The organism is Streptomyces sp. NPDC002680, assembly GCF_042889145.1.
Lineage (GTDB): Bacteria > Actinomycetota > Actinomycetes > Streptomycetales > Streptomycetaceae > Streptomyces > Streptomyces adonidis.
Genome location: NZ_JBIAQP010000026.1, coordinates 106480 through 123578, shown reverse-complemented (window position 1 = coordinate 123578; position 17099 = coordinate 106480). Strand labels below are relative to the sequence as shown.

The 17099-nt window shown below is 67.7% G+C and carries 12 protein-coding genes and 1 pseudogene; 4 read left to right on the top strand and 9 right to left on the bottom strand.

What is annotated here, in order from left to right; translation table 11 throughout:
- Window positions 1-528 precede the first annotated feature (528 nt).
- The 5 genes and pseudogenes from ACFYXF_RS46835 to ACFYXF_RS46815 form a co-directional block, all read right to left on the bottom strand.
- Window positions 529-1185 carry a nucleotidyl transferase AbiEii/AbiGii toxin family protein gene (locus tag ACFYXF_RS46835; RefSeq protein WP_389359545.1) on the bottom strand — a complete coding sequence of 219 codons (657 nt, stop codon included), beginning with the start codon at window positions 1183-1185 and terminating at the stop codon, window positions 529-531.
- Between the two features lie 11 nt (window positions 1186-1196).
- The gene (locus ACFYXF_RS46830) at window positions 1197-1520 is read right to left on the bottom strand and encodes a hypothetical protein (protein WP_389359543.1); all 324 of its coding nucleotides are present in this window, start codon (window positions 1518-1520) and stop codon (window positions 1197-1199) included.
- A 148-nt stretch (window positions 1521-1668) separates the two neighbouring features.
- Window positions 1669-2407: pseudogene (locus ACFYXF_RS46825) on the bottom strand (integrase core domain-containing protein).
- A 1652-nt stretch (window positions 2408-4059) separates the two neighbouring features.
- Window positions 4060-5229 (bottom strand): aldo/keto reductase, encoded by a 1170-nt coding sequence (locus ACFYXF_RS46820; RefSeq protein ID WP_389359541.1) that lies wholly within the window; start codon window positions 5227-5229, stop codon window positions 4060-4062.
- 235 nt (window positions 5230-5464) lie between these two features.
- On the bottom strand, window positions 5465-6445 hold the full coding sequence (locus tag ACFYXF_RS46815) for an LLM class flavin-dependent oxidoreductase (protein ID WP_389359539.1): 981 nt from the start codon (window positions 6443-6445) through the stop codon (window positions 5465-5467).
- A gap of 509 nt (window positions 6446-6954) precedes the next feature.
- Here ACFYXF_RS46815 and ACFYXF_RS46810 point away from each other — a divergent pair.
- The 4 genes from ACFYXF_RS46810 to ACFYXF_RS46795 all read left to right on the top strand — a co-directional run bounded on the left by ACFYXF_RS46810 (window position 6955) and on the right by ACFYXF_RS46795 (window position 12231).
- A complete protein-coding gene (locus tag ACFYXF_RS46810; protein WP_389359537.1) occupies window positions 6955-7848 on the top strand; it encodes a helix-turn-helix transcriptional regulator in 894 nt (297 codons plus the stop codon).
- Window positions 7849-8041: 193 nt separating this feature from the next.
- Complete coding sequence (locus tag ACFYXF_RS46805) at window positions 8042-8887, top strand: aldo/keto reductase (protein WP_389359579.1); 846 nt, start codon at window positions 8042-8044, stop codon at window positions 8885-8887.
- 581 nt (window positions 8888-9468) lie between these two features.
- Window positions 9469-11103 (top strand): tannase/feruloyl esterase family alpha/beta hydrolase, encoded by a 1635-nt coding sequence (locus tag ACFYXF_RS46800; RefSeq protein ID WP_389359535.1) that lies wholly within the window; start codon window positions 9469-9471, stop codon window positions 11101-11103.
- 189 nt (window positions 11104-11292) lie between these two features.
- On the top strand, window positions 11293-12231 hold the full coding sequence (locus ACFYXF_RS46795) for an oxidoreductase (RefSeq protein ID WP_389359533.1): 939 nt from the start codon (window positions 11293-11295) through the stop codon (window positions 12229-12231).
- A gap of 45 nt (window positions 12232-12276) precedes the next feature.
- Here the strand turns inward: ACFYXF_RS46795 and ACFYXF_RS46790 are convergent, their stop codons facing one another.
- From ACFYXF_RS46790 to ACFYXF_RS46775, 4 genes are all read right to left on the bottom strand, one after another.
- Window positions 12277-13260 (bottom strand): acyl-CoA dehydratase activase, encoded by a 984-nt coding sequence (locus ACFYXF_RS46790; protein WP_389359531.1) that lies wholly within the window; start codon window positions 13258-13260, stop codon window positions 12277-12279.
- Window positions 13257-14630, bottom strand: a complete 1374-nt coding sequence (locus ACFYXF_RS46785; RefSeq protein WP_389359529.1) for a 2-hydroxyacyl-CoA dehydratase subunit D — start codon at window positions 14628-14630, stop codon at window positions 13257-13259. Before ACFYXF_RS46785 ends, ACFYXF_RS46790 begins: the two co-directional genes overlap by 4 nt.
- A 31-nt stretch (window positions 14631-14661) precedes the next feature.
- The gene (locus tag ACFYXF_RS46780; RefSeq protein ID WP_389359527.1) at window positions 14662-15831 is read right to left on the bottom strand and encodes a 2-hydroxyacyl-CoA dehydratase subunit D; all 1170 of its coding nucleotides are present in this window, start codon (window positions 15829-15831) and stop codon (window positions 14662-14664) included.
- Between the two features lie 480 nt (window positions 15832-16311).
- Window positions 16312-17031, bottom strand: a complete 720-nt coding sequence (locus ACFYXF_RS46775) for a PaaI family thioesterase (protein ID WP_389359525.1) — start codon at window positions 17029-17031, stop codon at window positions 16312-16314.
- Between the last annotated feature and the right edge of the window lie 68 nt (window positions 17032-17099).

Below are 17099 nucleotides of genomic sequence, written 5' to 3'. Positions count from 1 at the left end.
CGATACCGTCACAGAAACCAAACCTCTGACCTACGCATTACGATGCACAGACAGGCAGTGCCCGATTTATAGAGATTCCATGGTCACCCGAAACAAGAAACCCCAGGTCAGAGGCCTGACCTGGGGTTCACCATGGAGCCGCCTTCGGGATTCGAACCCGAGACCTACGCATTACGAGACCGTGAGGGATCGTGTTGGGTGGTGTTCCGTCGTGCTGTCCGGTGACGTTTGTGCTGATCAAAGCACATGCAGCAGGTTGACCGGTGCTCCTGCGTGATGCCCCGTCCAAAGGCGTCTGTCCACCGGCTGTCCACCGACAGGGTTGTCACCGGCACACCAGAGAGACTGGAGCTGGGCTCCCGACGACGCTGTCGACCGACGGAGAATCGAACGGAAGCCGCTGTAGGACCTCCACAAGCGCCCCTGCTCCGGGGTTCCAGCCTCCTGTCCTCCCCGGCTCAGGTGGTCGACACCACAGCCGCGAAGGAGCCGCGCCAGTTCGCGCGCAGGTCAACACGACCGACTGGGTCATTTCTCGTCGAGCCGTTCATCGAGGATCTCGGCAGCCCAGGCGCGCAACCGTCGGCGCATGTCCTCCACCTGGCCGCAATTGATGCCGTATGCCTCGTACTCCCGGTCCGGCCAACGGTCGACCGCCCTCAGCGCTTGGGCGAAGTAACGCGGATCGAACCCGGCGTCGTGCTCCAACGCCAACTCCAGCAGTTGCCCACCCGAGTACCGTCCGGAGGCGAGCGCGGCATTCACGTCGAGGTAATCCCGTGGCGCGGCCCGTCCGAAGAGGGTGGTCACTTTGTTGGCCACGGCGTCATCGGCATGCAGGACCGGACCGATCTCCAACACGGCAGGCGGGTGAGCCCGCCAGTCGCACCCGAGCTCTACCTTCGCCGTGCGCCCCTGTCCATCAGCAACCGCGAACCGGGCGAACACGCCACCGGACTTCTCCACCTCAACGGTGAGGCCCGCTGCCCGGTAGGCCGCAGTCACCGCATCGACGGCCTCGGAGAAGGCGACCGGGTCAGCGATGTCCGTGAAGAGGTCGACGTCATCCGACAGCCGTTCCAGGAACCCATGCGCCTGAACCGCGTACCCGCCGGCCAGGACGAAGCCGTATCCCGCCGCAGCTCCAAGACCGATACGGGCGAGTCGGGCGTGAAAGGGATCCATACAGGCGGATACTACGCAGCCCTGCGGGCCAGTTGCGGGAATCGCCGTTCCCACATCAACCGCGCTCGCGGCGGAAGCCACAGCCTCTGCCACACGGCCGAGAGCAGCACCGGGTCAAGGAACTTCCGCAGCTCCCCCGCATGCATGGCCTCCCGGATGACCGTCTCATAGAGCATCCGCAGGTCCGCGTCGTCCGACAGGTCGTAGACACGCTTCGGTGTCCAGTCCAGCACAGTCGGCAAAACCACCACTCCGGCTGCCGGACCGGCCAGCTCCTCCAGCGTCTCCGGAACCGTGTAGGGCCGGATCTCCGCGTACCGCACCCGAGACTCCATACGCTCAGTATGCCCCTGCACGAGAGCTGTCCGCCGGTCGCTGTGGTGTCCGTCAACGACGTCATCGACACCCGTGTGGAGAGCACCCACGAGGAGCTCGCCCGCCACAGGCTCACCCTGTGCTTGCCGAATACCTCCTCCATGCTGGTCAGGCGGCATGTTGATACTCGTGGAGGGTGCCGCCGAGTCGCGCTCGCGGTCGTATGTCCAGATGGGCGATCCGGTCCGGGTCCTCGATCGGAGCGGGCATCGAGCGGAGAGGGCGGGCATTCCCAAGACCCTGGTGCGGCCGGCGCTCGTTATCGAACGTCCCGAACTCGCGCAGGGCGTGCAGGAGATGGCGCTGGTTCCAGATCAACGTACGGTCCAGCAGCTCTCGCCTGCAGGTCTGCACCCACCGCTCCATGACCGAGTTCACGCGCGGCATCCGGACGCCGCTGAGCACCACCTCGATACCCGCGTCCTTGAGCACCTCGTCGAACGCCCGTGGGAACTACCCGTCCCGAACTTGGATTTTCCCTGGCCAGGCGCAGCACCAGCGCCCGGATCGAGCGCACGGTGCGGAGCCGGCCTCCGCGCTTCGGCCGGGACTGGCAAGCGTGCCGGCGAGCGATGACGTTGCGGTGCCGGCGCAGTACCGTCTCCGGCCGCACCAGCAGCCGCATCCCGCGCAGCACTTCCCGCGGCAGGCCATGGAGGAACGACGCCAAAAACACCCGCTCGCCCGCGTGGAACCAGACCTGCCGCCCGATCAACTGCCGCTCCAGAACCCCGATCCGGTGACGCAGAGCGAGGATCTCGACATCTTCCTCCCGGTCACTCATCGGCAGCAGCCGCAGCACCGCGAACGCGTCCGTCACACCCAGGTACGCCAGTCTCAACAGCACGACCGATCATCATGCCGCGCCAACCGGCGCCGCCCGATACCGGCGACTCGATCGGCCTCGGCCAACGCCCAAACCCGATCCCACCTGCGCGGATGAGGTATTCGGCAAGGGCAGGGTTCACCAGGCTGCGCAACACCGTCTCGCCGCCCTGACTGATGAACCGTCCGCCGCCCCCTCTCACCCAGCGAGCCCAGCGATACGAGCTCCTCCAGGTTGACGGGAGTCGCGTCACCGTAGTCGTCGACCGTGTCACGTGCCGCGACGTGGATCTCCGTCAGTGGGGCTGGCATCGCCTTGAGGCCGACCGTCGCCCCAGCAACGTGCGGCAGCAGCGTGTTCGCCACCATGGGCACGCTGTCGTAGAACCTGGAGGAAGAGGTCCAGGCCCAGAGGGAGACCATCGGGCAGCCAGAACGCGGTGTCAAACAGAACCTCAAGCTCTGAGGCTGGCTCGCCGCCGCCCAGGGCGACCGTGCAGGTCATCTCCGCGCCAGGGCGCGTGGGAGCGGACCCGTCCGTGCTGGCGGTGGACTCCGGAGCCGCAACCGTCGGCTCGTGGCGTCTATGAGCTGCCACGGCGTGGTGACGACCTGCCCGCCGCCCACGAGAGCGAGCCCCAACTGGCTCAGCAACGGGTGCGCGCGCGTGCTCTGCAAGGCTCCCGTGACCGTCCCCGCCAGCCCGGTCGGGAAGCGCGTCCGTTCGTCCCCCTCCCAGAGGCGCATGACGCTCGCTGCTCGCAGGACGACGTCCGGGTCGTTGGCCTGGCCGAGGAACGGGGATTCGTGAAGGTTAAGGCCACGCCGAACCGACGATGGCCGGGGCTCAGGCTGTGAGTTCGGGTCGTCCAGCAGCATCCGCATCATCTGCCGGTTCGCCTTCTCGTTGCGGGCGTCTAGCCGCACGAAGATCGAGCCGTTGAGGACGATCGGCCCAGTGCAGGTGTGCGTGGGCGGCGCTCCAGCGGGTCACGGCCGGGGCCGGGATCCCGAGGAATTCGGGGATGGCGCGGTCCATGTACTGCTGCCGTACGGCGACGCGGTCGGTGTCGACGGCCGCCACCTTCTCCAGCGTCCCCGTGAGGTCCTCCCACCAGGAGTCAGGCAGCTGGAGGACCGGGTCGTCGGACAGGACCGGCTGGTCGACGCGGGCCGACAGCTCCGCCCGGTAGGCGGTGCTGTCGTCGACGGCGTCGTGGACAGGCAGGAGGGCGGGCCGGCGCCCGTCGAGGTCCCCGAAGACGTGCTAGGCATCGACGGCGTCGTCCCACAGCTTCCCCGACGCCTTGTCCTCCGGGGAGGACACCACCCGCAGCCACGAGGCCGCGTTCGGCGGGCGTATGAAGATCGTGGCCTACCTCAAACCACGAGAAGACGGTGTTCTATCGCTTGGTCCTGGATGTGTTGTTGGACGAGAAGGCCCGACTCGGCGTCCACCTCAGCTCGGCACAGATCAGGCAGCGGGTCCAGGACGAGCTTGCAAACGAACCGGACCTGCCGGCGGAGCCAGACCGGATCAAAGCCCTTCTCGTCGACGAAGCGAAGACGGGCGGTACTTCGTCCGCGCCCGCAACAGTGGCCATGACGGCCGTCTGGAACTCGAGGACGGGGCCGGGCGGGCCATGGCACCCACCCGGCCTGCCGCGTGACACGTTAGGGCAGAGGCGCTTCGACGCCCGACAACGCCAGCACCGGCGCCGGCAGCCGCTCGCCGTGGATCTGGATCGCGTCCAGCGCGGTGGTGAACTCGCGCAACTCGGCGGCCGTGAAGGCGAACTCCTCCGTACCGATGTTCTCCAGCAGGTGCGAGGTGCGGGTGGCGGTCGGGATCGGCACGATCCACGGCTTCTGCGCCTGCAGCCAGGCCAGCGACAGTTGCCCGGGGGTGGCGCCCTTGCGCACGGCCCAGTCCGAGAGCAGCTGCACGACCGGCATGTTGGCGGTCATGTTCTCCGGCGAGTTGCGCGGCACCACCGCCCGGAAGTCGCCTTCGGTGAAGCGGGTGTACGGGTTGATGGTGCCGGTGGTGAACCCGTACGACAGCGGAGCCCAGCACACGAACCCGATGCCCAGTTCCTCGCAGAGCGGCAGGATCTGCTGCTCGGGACCGCGCCACAGCAGGTTGTACTCGTTCTGGATCGCGGCCAGCGGGTGCACGGCGTGGGCGCGGCGTACCGTCTGAGGGCCCGGCTCGGACAGCCCCCAGTGCCGTACCTTGCCAGCCTTGATCAGGTCCTTGACCGTGCCGGCGACGTCCTCGATCGGCACTGCGGGGTCGACGCGGTGCTGGAACAGCAGGTCGATGTGGTCGGTGCGCAGGCGCCGGAGCATGCCGTCGACTGCTCGCTTGATATGCCGGGGCTGGCTGTTGAGGGGCTGGCCCGGACTCTGCTGGCCTGTGTCCGGGTCGATGTTCCAGCCGAACTTCGACGCGATCACCACCTTGTCCCTTACCGGTCGCAGGGCCTCGCCGACGATGCGTTCGGACTCGAACGGCCCGTAGAACTCGGCCGTGTCGAACAGGGTGACGCCCTGGTCGACCGCGGTGCGGATGATCTTTATCATGTCCGCACGGCTACTGACCGGCCCGTACAGATTGCCGGGCATGGTCTGGCAGCCCAGCCCGATGCTGGAGACCTTGAGCCGGCCCAGCCTGCGGCGGCCGTCCAGCGTGGTGACCTCGGCCGCCGGAGCGCCATTGCCGGCGGAACGGTCGGCCGCCTGTGCGGACCCGACGGGACCCACCAGGCCGGCCACCGCGGGAGCTGCCGCGGCGCCGGCCGCACCCACCAGGAACCGGCGTCGGCTGTTGTTGTCTGACATTGAGCACCTTCTCTTTGTCGCGACAGGAGCATGACTTGCGGCCCATGCAACCCGCGACGCCGAAAACCAGGGAGACTCTGTTGAAGGGGGTGATGCCAGTACCCCCACAGCAGTCAGCGGAATTCGCGCGGCAATCTCCGAGACCTGGGAGCACAGGACGACGTACGCGGCAGCACATTCGTCAAGCACGTACCGCACCTGCTGAAGCTGCTCGACCGTCCCGTGCGGCCGTCCGTCATCGCGCGGATCCTTCCGGGCAGGTGGTCCGCGCGTTCAACAGACTGCGGACCTCTCCGGCCATCTCGATCCCCTCGTGCACCGATTCCGACGCGACCACCAGCGTCAGGTGCCTGGCATCCGCCACGAGGTAGGGCTCCAGTGCGGCGGCGACCGTTTCCGGCGTGCCCGCGGCTGTGACGTGGCGGAACTTTTCCGGGGGCAGGCTGTACAGCGACTGCATCCGCTCGCCGAGCAATCGCCGGGCGGCGGTGTCGTCACGTCCGAGGCCCACCCACATACTCAGGCCGAACCACGACACCTCGCGGCTCCGCTCCGCCGCAGCTGCCCGGATCTTCTCGACGGTCTCCCCGAATCGGCGTGCCGAGCAGAAGATGCCCATCCAACCGTCGCCGTGGTCCGCCGTGCGCCGCACAGCCACGTCGCCGGAGCCGCCGATCACCATCGGCACTCGCGGCGTCGGGGGCGGCAGGATTCGGGCACCTCGCAGGGTGAAGAACTCACCGTCGTGATCGATCGGGTCACCGGTGGCGAGCCTGCGCAGCACACTCAGGGCCTCGTCGAGCCGACGTCCTCGGGTGGCCGGGTCGACGCCCGCGTTGACCACTTCGCTCCGGTCCTCACCGCCCACGCCGGCACCGAGCACCAGCCGCCCTGGCGCGATCTGCGAGAGGGTCGCCAGCTGACGGGCGGCGATCATGGGGTGCCGGAGTGCGAGTTGGTACACCCCGATGACGGCCTGCAACGTGTCGTGGCCGGCCAGGATCGACGTCGCGGCGACCACCCCGTCGAACCCGGCACCGCCGTGAAAGCTGACGTGGTCCCCGACCGTGATGTGCCCCAACCCGACCTCGGAGATGTGGTTGAGGATGCTGCGGCGCTCGGCCCCATCGGCGATGAGCAGGTCGTCGTTGAGTGCGACGCCGACTTCGACGGGATTGTGCCGGTCCGCCGACCGTGTCGTCGGCTCAGTGGTCATCGTGCGGCCACCCCTCCCTGTGTGTGATGCGACATCGCCGTATCTTCGGTCCTCACCATAAAAGGACTGACCAAAGGTACCATTAGTGATCTGAGGGCGGAAGCGATGGTTGCCGCCGTATCGGCAACCACATGAGCTGGCTCGCGGCAGGGGGTCTCACCGGCCCGGAGACTCAGCGCGGTGCGCCATGGCTCGAGTGGGCACAGTCAGCGGCCGTTCCACCCTCTGACTCGTCGGCTTGCGCCGTGATGGCTTTGACGATGCCCGGTCCGGTGGCCCCCAGCAGCAGTCGCCCGACCCGGCGTTCCGCGAGCCTGTCAGGGCCGGCGAGGGTGTGCAGGTCCCCCGCTGGGTGTCGGCCATGGAGGACGCCGTCAACACGGACGGCGACGATGTGATTGAAGTCGACCACGTGCATGCGACACGACCGCCCGTGCTCGGCAACCTTGCGCGAAGGGGTTACTCGCAGCGTCTCCCTAGGACGTGGGCGGGCTCGTAGCCTCAAGGGCATGGACAACCGCAGCGAGGTTCGAGACTTCCTGGTCTCTCGCCGTGGCAAGGTCACTCCTGAGCAGGTGGGCCTTGCCGCATCCAGTGGCACCCGCCCCCGCCGGGTCACGGGCCTTCGTCGCAGCGAGGTGGCCCAGCTGGCCGGGGTGTCGGTGGAGTACTACACCCAGATGGAGCGCGGCAACGTGGGCGGTGCCTCCGAGAGCGTGCTGGATGCCGTCGGCCGTGCGTTGCTGTTGAACGAGGCCGAGCGGGCACATTTGTTCGACCTGGCCCGGGCGGCGGCCAATGCCGGTACCGGGGCGCGACGCCGTCCGGCCGCGCAGCGGATGCGCCCGGTGATCCAGCAGATCCTGGACAGTCAGTTCTCCCCCGCCTGGGTGGGCAACGGCCGCTGCGACATCGTGGGGACCAACCGCCTGGGCCGGGCGTTGAATTCGCCCTTGTTCGACGCCCCTGCCCGGCCGGCCAATATCGCGCGGTTCCGGTTCCTGAGCCCGCAGGCGGCCGACTACTTCCGTGACTGGGATGACACCGCCCGCGAGATCGTGGCGGTGTTGCGCACCGAGGCCGGTAAGAACCCCTATGACAGGGCGCTGAGTGATCTCATCGGGGAACTGTCCACTCGCAGTGAGGAGTTCCGCACGCGATGGGCAGCACACGACGTGCGGCACCACCGTACGGGCATCAAGCGGCTGCACCATCCGGTGGTCGGTGACCTGGACCTGGCCTACGAGGGGCTGGAGCTCACCGCCGACGCCGGACTGACGCTGGTCATCTTCACCGCCGAGCAGGGTTCGAGCTCCCAGCACGCACTCGATCTGCTCGCCAGCTGGGCCTCCACACCCGCCGAGCGGGAACGAGACCAGCCGCAGGAGCAGCGCCCCTCCTGACGGTCGGCGTACCCCTGCTCGCCGTAGACGGACCACCAGACTCAGCTGCCACCCCCTGACCAGGTCATATCTCGTCGGTCCGATCCCGCATGCGCTCAGTGTGCGTGCCCGTGCGCGCTGCCCGAGCCACTGGGCTCACCGTGTGCGGGCGGAACGAGCCACATCCAAGAAAGGTTTCATCGTGTCCATCCAGATCCCTCAAGTCACGTTAAACAACGGAGTGCGGATTCCGGTTCTCGGGTTCGGTGTTTTCCAGGTCCCCGCGGAGGAGACCGAGAAGGTCGTCACCGATGCGCTGGCGGCCGGCTACCGCCACCTGGACACCGCCGCCCTCTACGGCAACGAGGAGGGGGTCGGACGGGCCATCAAGGCCAGCGGTATCGCCCGCGAGGAGTTGTTCGTCACCACCAAGCTGTGGGTGCACGACGGCGGTGAGGACGGCACCAAGCGCGCCTTCGAGACCTCGCTGCGGCGCCTGGGTCTGGACTACCTGGACCTGTACCTGATCCACCAGCCCTACGGGGACTACTACAGCTTCTGGCGGGCCATGCAGGACCTGCACCGCCAAGGCGTGATCAAGGCGATCGGGGTGTCCAACTTCTACCCCGACCGTCTGATCGACCTGATCGAGAACAGCGAGATCGCCCCAGCGGTCAACCAGGTGGAGACCCATCCGTTCTTCCAGCGCGCGGACTACCAGCAGCTCATGGCTGAGCGCGGGGTCCAGATCGAGTCCTGGGGTCCGCTCGCCGAAGGCCGCAACAACATCTTCAGCGCCCCGACCCTCAGCAGTATTGGCGAGGTGCACGGCAAGTCCGTCGCCCAGGTGGCGCTGCGCTGGCTGATCCAGCGCGGTGTCGTGGTCATCCCCAAGTCCGTGCGGCCCGAGCGCATGGCGGAGAACCTCGACGTTTTCGACTTCGCGCTCACCGACGAGGAAATGAGCCGCATCGTCGCGATGGACACCGGCGCCAGCGTGGCCTTCGACCACCGCGACCCGCAGATGGTCACCCAGATCGGTGGCCTTCGCGTCGACTGATCCTGAAGCCCAGAGAGATTCCCATCATGACCACCACACCGAAAACGGGCGCGTTACGGTCATCACCGACGCATCCTCGGGCATCGGCGAGGCGACGGCCCGGGCCCTGCATGCCTGAGGCAACCGGGGTGCGCTACTTGCCCACCGAGCCGACCGCATCGAAGCCGACGTCACCGACCGAACTTCTCTGACTCGCCGCGGCGGAGCGAGCTCGGCGGTGCGGACGTCCTCGTCAACAGCGCTGAAGTCATGCTCCTCGACGCGTTCTCCGCGGGGCAGCGAGACGAGTTCCGCCGGCTGATCGACGTCAACCTGATGGGCGCCTTCACGACGACCGAGGTGTTCCTCGTCGTCAATATCTCCTCTGTCGCCCGCTGTCCGGGCCGTGTCGCATCGCCCATGGGCAGACGAAGGCCGTCGCGGAACAGCTCCACAGCCAGGCGACCGTCACCGCAGGCGACATCGCCAGAGTGACCGTCCTCGCCGTGGAGCGGCCAGCACCTCGCCATCGACGAGAGCCTTCTGCTCCCCGCCGCCCAAGCCTGAACACCACACAACGCAGCAGCACCTGGGAGATCATCATGATCAAAGCCAAGCCCCACCGCAGACGGCGCCGACTGGTGCCGACGCTGTTGGGCGCACTCGCCCTCCTCGTCCCGCTGGGCGGTGGTGCGGAAGCCGCTCAGGCCGCGCCCCCGCCCGATCCGGCCGGTTGTTCCACGGACGGCCTGCGGTCGTCCCTGAACATCGACGGGGTGACCGTCGACCGCGCGGAACTCAACACGACGGGGACGTTCGCGCCCGCGCCCGGCACAGAATCCCAGTTCGGTGGTCCGTTCACCGACCTGCCCGCCTACTGCGATGTCACCCTCACCCGCACCGACACGGCGAACAACCACATCACCATCAAGATGTGGCTGCCCGAGCGCTGGAACGGCCGCTTCCAGGGCGCCGGCGGCGGTGGATTCTCCTGCGGCATCAACTACGGCCTCATGGCCACCGGCGTGACGACCGGCTACGCCACCGCGTCCACCAACTGCGGTCACGACAACTCGTGGCTCGACGGCAAGTGGGTCCTCAAGCCCGACCGCACCCTCAACCAGCCGCTGCTGACCACCTTCGCCTCGACCGGCATCCACGAGATGACCGTGACCGGCAAGGCCGTCACCAACGCCTACTACGCCAAGAAGCCCGCCTACTCCTACTTCAACGGCTGCTCCATGGGCGGCCGTATGGGACTCATGGAGGCCCAGCGGTACCCGAAGGACTACGACGGCATCACCTCGGGTGCTCCGGCCGTCAATCAGCCCCAGGTGCTGCCTTCGCTGATCTGGCCTCAACTGGTCATGAAGGAAGCCAACCACCTGCTGCCCACCTGCAAGCAGGAAGCGTTCACGAACGCCGTCGTGAAGGCCTGCGACCGTCTCGACGGCGTCACCGACGGCGTGATCGGCACCCCGGCCGACTGCCGCTGGAACCCGAACAGCCTCATCGGCGCCAAGACTGCGTGCGGCACCATCACGCCCAAGGACGCCGCCGTCATTGCCAAGATCTGGCAGGGACCGACGGTGAACGGACGATTCCTGGGGTACGGCCTCGAGCGGGGCGCCCCATTGTCCTATCTCGCCGTGACCACTGCTGCCAATGGGACCTTGAGCGGACAGCCGTTCTCCGTCGGTCTGGACTGGCTCGGCAGCTGGGTCCAGCGCAACCCGGACTGGGACTGGCACACGCTCACCTATGACAAGTTCGTCCAGCTCATCGACCAGTCGATCAAGGAGTTCCCCGCTTTCTCCACGGACGATCCGGACGTTTCCGCCTTCCGGAACAACGGTGGGAAGCTCGTGCTGTGGCATGGGCAGGCCGACCCACTGATCAGCTCCCAGGGAACGGTCTCCTACTACCAGCGCGTCCAGCAGGCCAACGGCGGAGCCAAAGCAACGAACTCCTTCGCCCGCCTCTTCCTCGCCCCTGGCGCCGGCCACTGCGCCAGCGCCGCAGGACCGATACCCAGTGATCCGCTGGCGGCAGTCGTGAACTGGGTCGAGCACGGCCGCGCACCGGCGACCCTCCCCGCCACACTCACCGATCCCGACACCCAGAAAACGACCGTGACCAGGACGCTGTGCGCGTACCCGCTCGTCGCCCGCTACAACGGTCACGGCGACACCGCGAACGCACGCAACTACCACTGCGCGGCCGGCTACACCCACTGATCTCGTCGTACACACCTAGCTCGGTGTTGTGGGCCGGCCCCCCGCCCCGCCCCACAACACCCACGTCCGAGGGGCACCGGAACCGAAGTGCCTGGCGAGGCTGCCAATGGTACGGATGAGGGCGGTTAGGCACGGTTCTCGCCCCTAGAACGATCAAATAAAACAAACATTCATTCGGAGGTATGTGAGATGGCCTGGACCACTAATGACATCCCGGACCAGCACGGCCGGACGGCCGTGGTGACCGGTGCCAACGGCGGGCTCGGACTGGTGACCGCCCGCGAGCTCGCAGCGAAGGGCGCGCACGTCGTCATGGCGGTGCGCAACCAGCAGAAGGCCGTCGACGCGGTCGAGCAGATCCGTGCGAGCGTACCGGACGCGTCCTTGGAACTGGTGACGCTGGACCTGTCCGCGCAGGCTTCGGTACACGAGGCCGCGAACCAGATCCTGGACGCGCACCCCCGCCTCGACCTGCTGGTCAACAACGCGGGCGTGATGGGCATCCCCCAGACCAGGACGGTCGACGGCTTCGAGATGCAGTTCGGCGTCGACCACCTGGGCCACTGGACACTCACCGCGCTGCTGCTGCCCGCACTGCTGCGCACGCCCGGGTCCCGGGTCGTTACGGTCACCAGCACCGCGCACCACACGGGCCGTGCCGTCGACGTCGCCAACCCGCACCTGGAGGACAACTACGGGCCATGGCGCGCCTACGGCCAGGCCAAGCTTGCGAACTACCACTTCGGCCTGGGCCTGCAACGCGAGCTGGAGCAGGCCGGCGCGAACACGACCAGCCTGATCGCGCACCCCGGCCTGTCCGACACCGACCTGCAGTCGGTCAGCGTCCAGCAGTCGGGCGGCGGCGCGTCGCAGCGCTTCTTCCACATCCTGGCCCGGTACACCGGCATGTCCGCCGACGGCGGCGCCCTGCCCCAACTGCGCGCCGCCACCGACCCGGCCGCGAAGGGCGGCGAGTTCTACGGCCCACTGTTCGTCAACAACGGAGCGCCGGTGCGCAAGCCGGTCCTGCGCAGGATCGGGATGGAGAGCGCCATCGCCAAGCTGTGGCAGGTCTCCGAGCGCGAGACCGGCGTCGCGATCGACCCTCGTACCCCGAGCACCGCCTGATGGCGGCACCGACAGCACGATCGCAGGTAAGCGGAACTACGAGGTCTATCCAGTGGTGCTGTGCGGTGAGTCAGGGCGGCTCGGAATCCGGACCGGCTGTTCTCGGCGCAGTGTGATCGACGCGCCCAGGTGAACGGCTCCACCTGCACGGCCGTCACAATCGGCGCAGGAGTGGCCGGAGCGCACCGGCGGGAACACATGTTCGTCCGTGTCGGCGTCGCGGTCCGGCGGCGTCGGCGTACCACGGGCTCTCGACGACTCCATCGCCAGCAAGGCCGCTCCGTAGGCGCCGGTGATCTGCGGGTGCTCGGGCACCTCGACCTCGAGGTCGAGTGCTCGCGCCAGGAAGCGCACGGCGGCCGGGTTCTGGGCCACGCCACCGGTCATCACGACCGGGGTGTGCCGGCCGACCTGAGCTACGAGAGCCAGGGTCCGTCCCGCGATCGCGCGATGCACCGACGCCGCTATGTCCGCCGTCGAATGTCCTTCCGCGAGCATCGAGATAATCTCGGTTTCGGCGAACGTGGCGCACATGCCGCTGACTTCGAGATGGTCGCCACCGGTCAACGCGAGTTCGCCCAGGTCCTCGATGTCGCATTCGATGGCTCGGGCCAGCACCTCGTAGAAACGCCCGGTGCCGCTGGCGCAGCGGTCGTTCATCGCGAAATCGTCCACCAGCCCGCTCTTGTCGACGGTGATGGCTTTGCTGTCCTGGCCGCCGATGTCGATGATCAGCTTGACTCCCGGGCACATCGCCGCGGCCCCGCGTGCGTGGCACGTGATCTCGGTGAACGTCCGGTGCGCACCGGGTACGAGTTTCCGCCCGTACCCGGTCGACACCGTGCCCGAGAGCTCGTTCTCCTCGATGCCGGCCGCCGCCAGCGCGGCGTCGACGGCCCTCTGCATTCCCTGACGGCTCACCGCACCCATCTGGACAACGCTGCGGCCAACGAGGGAGCCGTGGTCGTCCACGACGACGGCTTTGGCAGTGGTCGACCCCAGGTCGACGCCGAGGTGGTGGCCGGTCACGAGGACACTGCCGCGTAGTCCTCCGGCAGCGCACCACGCTCGCGGCGGACGTCGATCGCCTCCAGCATGGCCTCCAGCCGGCTCTCCAGCACCCCGTCCTTGTAGAAGGAGGCGTCCGCGACGTCTCCTTCGAAGAAGATGGAGGGGATACCCAGTTTGTCCCGCGCGGACTTCGCCAGGAGCCGTTGCGGCCCGGTGAAAGCGCGGCAGGTGCGGGTCGAGTGGAACACGATCCCGTCGAGGCCGTAGTCCTGGCAGTCGCGCAGGGTCAGGTAGTCCAGGGTCTTCGCCCCGTGGTTCGTCGGGCACAACAGGTAGTGCTGCGCCATACCGCGAAGCGGGTCCTCGGTGTCGATGAGGTGGGGCTCCTGCCAGAAGGCGTTCTGGATGTAGCGCCCGGCCAGCACGGAGGCACCGTACTCGGCGAACTTCCGCGACAGGAAGCCGAGTTTGTTCCAGTTCATGATGCCGTCGAAGTACAAACGGTACTTCTCGTCCTTCACCGCGGAGACGCCGTTGTCGATCCGGCCCTGGATCTCGTCGCGCACGGCCGCGAAATAGTCCACCAGATCCTGGTTGCCGGGGAGGAAGTTGATGGGTGCGACGCTGGCGATCCAGTCCCAGAACGTCGCCGGTGCGGGTGTGGCCTTGCACAGGTCCAACCCTTCCCGGCGCAGCTCGGCCGCGCGCTTGATGTGGGTCATGCTCTCGCACAGAGCGTCATAGTCGAAGGGCCGACCGGTTCGGTGTTCGAGGAAGCCGATGAGCTCACGGAGCTGATCGGTGACGAACGTCGACGCGTTCTCCCACTCTTCGCCCCGGAGGTAGCCGGCGTCGCGCTGGTTCCCCCAGAGGTAGGGAAGGGAGACGTTGAAAATGGGCAGCTCCTTGCCGAACACCCGGTAGGAGATGCCGTCCCACTGCTGTCCGGTGCTGCAGCCGGCGTAGTTGTTGACGAAGAAGTCCGGTGCCGGGAGCTTGGCGGCGAGCACTTCCTGATCGTGAGCGCCGACTACGCCGGTCTGGTCGCCATCGGTGCCCTGCAGGGTGAGCACGGAGCAACCGAGGTGGGTCCGCGAGTACGAGCAGAGCTCGGCGTTGTAGCCGTACTCCGCCCCGGCCAGCTGAGCGGGCCCCTCCAGTCGCTGCGCGGCCAGCCGGGCGGCGAATGCCTCGCCGTGGCACCACGCCAGGCCCGCGGCCTGGAAGATCGGGTTGAGCGCGCCGCCGTTGTACCAGACGATCTGCTTGCCCCGCTCCCGCGCGGTGAAGAGATCCTCCCAGTAGTCGGTGATCATCTGACCGCCCCTGCGGGTGACGGCCAGCCGGTTGCTCTTGTCCTCGACAGGCTTTTCGCTGGTTCCCAACATGTCGCCCTCGTCCTTCTGGGGTCGGGTGGTCTCAGATCCGGACCGGCCTGCGCCGCCGGGCACGCTCGACCACGGCTTCGATCCGGGTCCGGAACGTCTCCAACGGCATGCCTTCGTGCTCGGTCTCCAGCAGCAGCTGGGGAATGCCAGCGGCCTCAAGGCCTTTCCGGAGCTCGGGGTAATAGAGCATGTGCGGTTCGCAGAACTTCGGCATGAGGTGGATGACAGCCTCGGCCCCGCTGTGCCGGACCGCGTCGACGAGGTAGACGTCCCAGTCGGCGTCCTGCTGGACCCGGGTCGGGCAGGGGATGGTGACGTTGCGCCGTGCGTACCACTCCCCCAGGGCCTGCAAGGGATCGCCGTCCTCGGCCACGTCCGTGGAGACGTACCGCCTGCCGTAGTAGAGGTCGTCGTCCACGACGATCGCGCCACTGTCCTCGATGACCTCGAGCAGTTCACGTCTCGGCGCGTGGCAGAGGTGCCCCGACAGGTGCACCCGCACCCGGTCGTCCCGCTCGCCGCCACGGGGTTCCGCCAGCACCTCGGCCAGGAGAGCGTGGTGTTCGCCGGGGTCCATGACCATGCTCGAGGCGATGATGTCCTGGAGTTCGACCGGGCTGAAGGCGGCGTTTCCCGCGCTTCGGTCGTCGAGCAGCCGGCGAATGAGCCGGCGGTCGCGGTTGTAGGCCCCGATGCTTGCCCGGAGCGCTTCGGGTTCGACCCGCCTTCCGGTGAAGGTCTCGATCTCCGTGCGGATCCGCCGCATTGTTTCGGCGACCTTCTCGGACGCCCACCGGTCGTTCATGGACGAGTTGAGCATGCCCAGGAACACGGTCGTGTCCGGCTGGAGAGCGCGCACGATGTCGGCGGCACCAAGCAGTTGGATGCAGTGGTCCGCCGTGAAGATCCCGTCGTAGGAGTCGAGCCGGCCGGTCGCCGCCTGGTCGGCGAGGTTGCGGGTGTAGCCGCAGTAGAACTCCGCGAGCAGAGCGCGGCCTTCGGTGACGGGCTGCTGGTCGTCCGGGACGATCACCGGAAGCGCCCCAGTGGCGTGCCCGAGCTCGCGGGGGAAGTTCATCGGGAGGATGCCCAGAACCTTCGCGCCCGGATGCTCGGCCCGCCACTGCGCGATGTAAGCACGCGGATTCCGTGACGCCGCCACCAGACGGGTCATGGCTGCCACGGAAGACGCGTCGGTCATGAGTGTGGTTCCTCTCGTGGGCGTTGAGAAATACTCTACTTCCAGAGGAACCTAATCACAATTGATGTAGGTTATTGGAAGGGTGTTGCACGGGCCGATCGCCCAGGAGGGGCTCGGGCTGCTCCGCACGCCGAGGCCGGCCGCCGCGGTATCGGAAGCGGGCAGACTGGGCGCGGTTTCGATGCCTGGCACGCCTGAGAACATCGCCTCCGGCGCCCGGACGTGCAGCGAGCGCATCCTGAAATGTGCGTCCCGCACCGAGCGGCCGTTCGCGGTGAATACCCCGGTCTGAGTCGACAGCAACGGTGACTTACTCCCGTTCACTGACAGATGTATCCGCACCGCGCTCGAAGCGCACGAGGCCGGTCGCGAGGTCGCGCGGCGGCTGCGGGCCGAGTTCGTTCCCCGCATGGCCGAGGAAGCCGACGCCATCCTGCGGTCCTTGGCGTCGCGCGTGGAGGATCCGGTCGTAGCCGGGTGTCAGTGCGGGTTTTGGTGGTGGACGGTGGCGACGACGCACGGTTTGCCCGCCCGGTCGGAGCCCGTGACCCGGGTGACGGCCATGCGCCGGCCGCAGCTGACGACCTCGGCCCGGAATGTGGCGACGTCCCCGTGCGGGAACGGACGCGGATAGGTGGCCGTCAACGACGCCGGGACGAGGTCGGGCCGGGAGACCGCGGCGCCTGCCGTCAGTTCGGCCAGCCACAACGAGATCCCGCCGTGGAGCGTGCCGATCGGGTTGACCAGGTCGTCTCCGACGTCGACGCGCAGCTCGGCATGCCCCTCTCCGGCAGACACCCGCTCGCGGATCTCGTCGACGAGCCCTTCGGCCGGTGACACAACTGCGGGCCGGCCATCGGGGACCTGGCCGGCGAGCCGAACGTAGCGGCCCCATTGGCGGCAGCGGGCCACCAGCCCACCGTCCTGGTCGACGATCGACCCCTCGGCGAGGCCCGTCGCCGCGGTCGCATGGACCGTTCGCCCTTCGCCGCGCAACTTCGTCCCGTCGCCCGGTGGAAGCCGGAAGAAGTCCAGGGATATCTCCGCGCTCACCGACCACAGCCCCGCGGGCGCGTCCGCGATCAGGGCGTATCCGAGGACGCTGTCCGCGAGGACGCCGAGCGATCCGGCGCTGCTCGACCACGGCCCCGTGGCCATCTCCGCCCTGTGCCTGTCGTCGAAGACCGTGACTGCGAACATCCTTTCCGGGCCGCAGCCCGTGACGACGGACGGTCGCGGTGAGACTGTGGGGTTCAAATGGGGTCCCG

Excerpts from the sequence above, each read along its gene's own strand:
- ACFYXF_RS46835 (WP_389359545.1), bottom strand. The coding sequence starts at position 1,185 with ATGGATCCCTTTCACGCCCGACTCGCCCGTATCGGTCTTGGAGCTGCG.
- ACFYXF_RS46830 (WP_389359543.1), bottom strand. The coding sequence starts at position 1,520 with ATGGAGTCTCGGGTGCGGTACGCGGAGATCCGGCCCTACACGGTTCCG.
- ACFYXF_RS46820 (WP_389359541.1), bottom strand. The coding sequence starts at position 5,229 with ATGTCAGACAACAACAGCCGACGCCGGTTCCTGGTGGGTGCGGCCGGC.
- ACFYXF_RS46815 (WP_389359539.1), bottom strand. The coding sequence starts at position 6,445 with ATGACCACTGAGCCGACGACACGGTCGGCGGACCGGCACAATCCCGTC.
- ACFYXF_RS46810 (WP_389359537.1), top strand. The coding sequence starts at position 6,955 with ATGGACAACCGCAGCGAGGTTCGAGACTTCCTGGTCTCTCGCCGTGGC.
- ACFYXF_RS46800 (WP_389359535.1), top strand. The coding sequence starts at position 9,469 with ATGATCAAAGCCAAGCCCCACCGCAGACGGCGCCGACTGGTGCCGACG.
- ACFYXF_RS46795 (WP_389359533.1), top strand. The coding sequence starts at position 11,293 with ATGGCCTGGACCACTAATGACATCCCGGACCAGCACGGCCGGACGGCC.
- ACFYXF_RS46785 (WP_389359529.1), bottom strand. The coding sequence starts at position 14,630 with ATGTTGGGAACCAGCGAAAAGCCTGTCGAGGACAAGAGCAACCGGCTG.
- ACFYXF_RS46780 (WP_389359527.1), bottom strand. The coding sequence starts at position 15,831 with ATGACCGACGCGTCTTCCGTGGCAGCCATGACCCGTCTGGTGGCGGCG.
- ACFYXF_RS46775 (WP_389359525.1), bottom strand. The coding sequence starts at position 17,031 with ATGTTCGCAGTCACGGTCTTCGACGACAGGCACAGGGCGGAGATGGCC.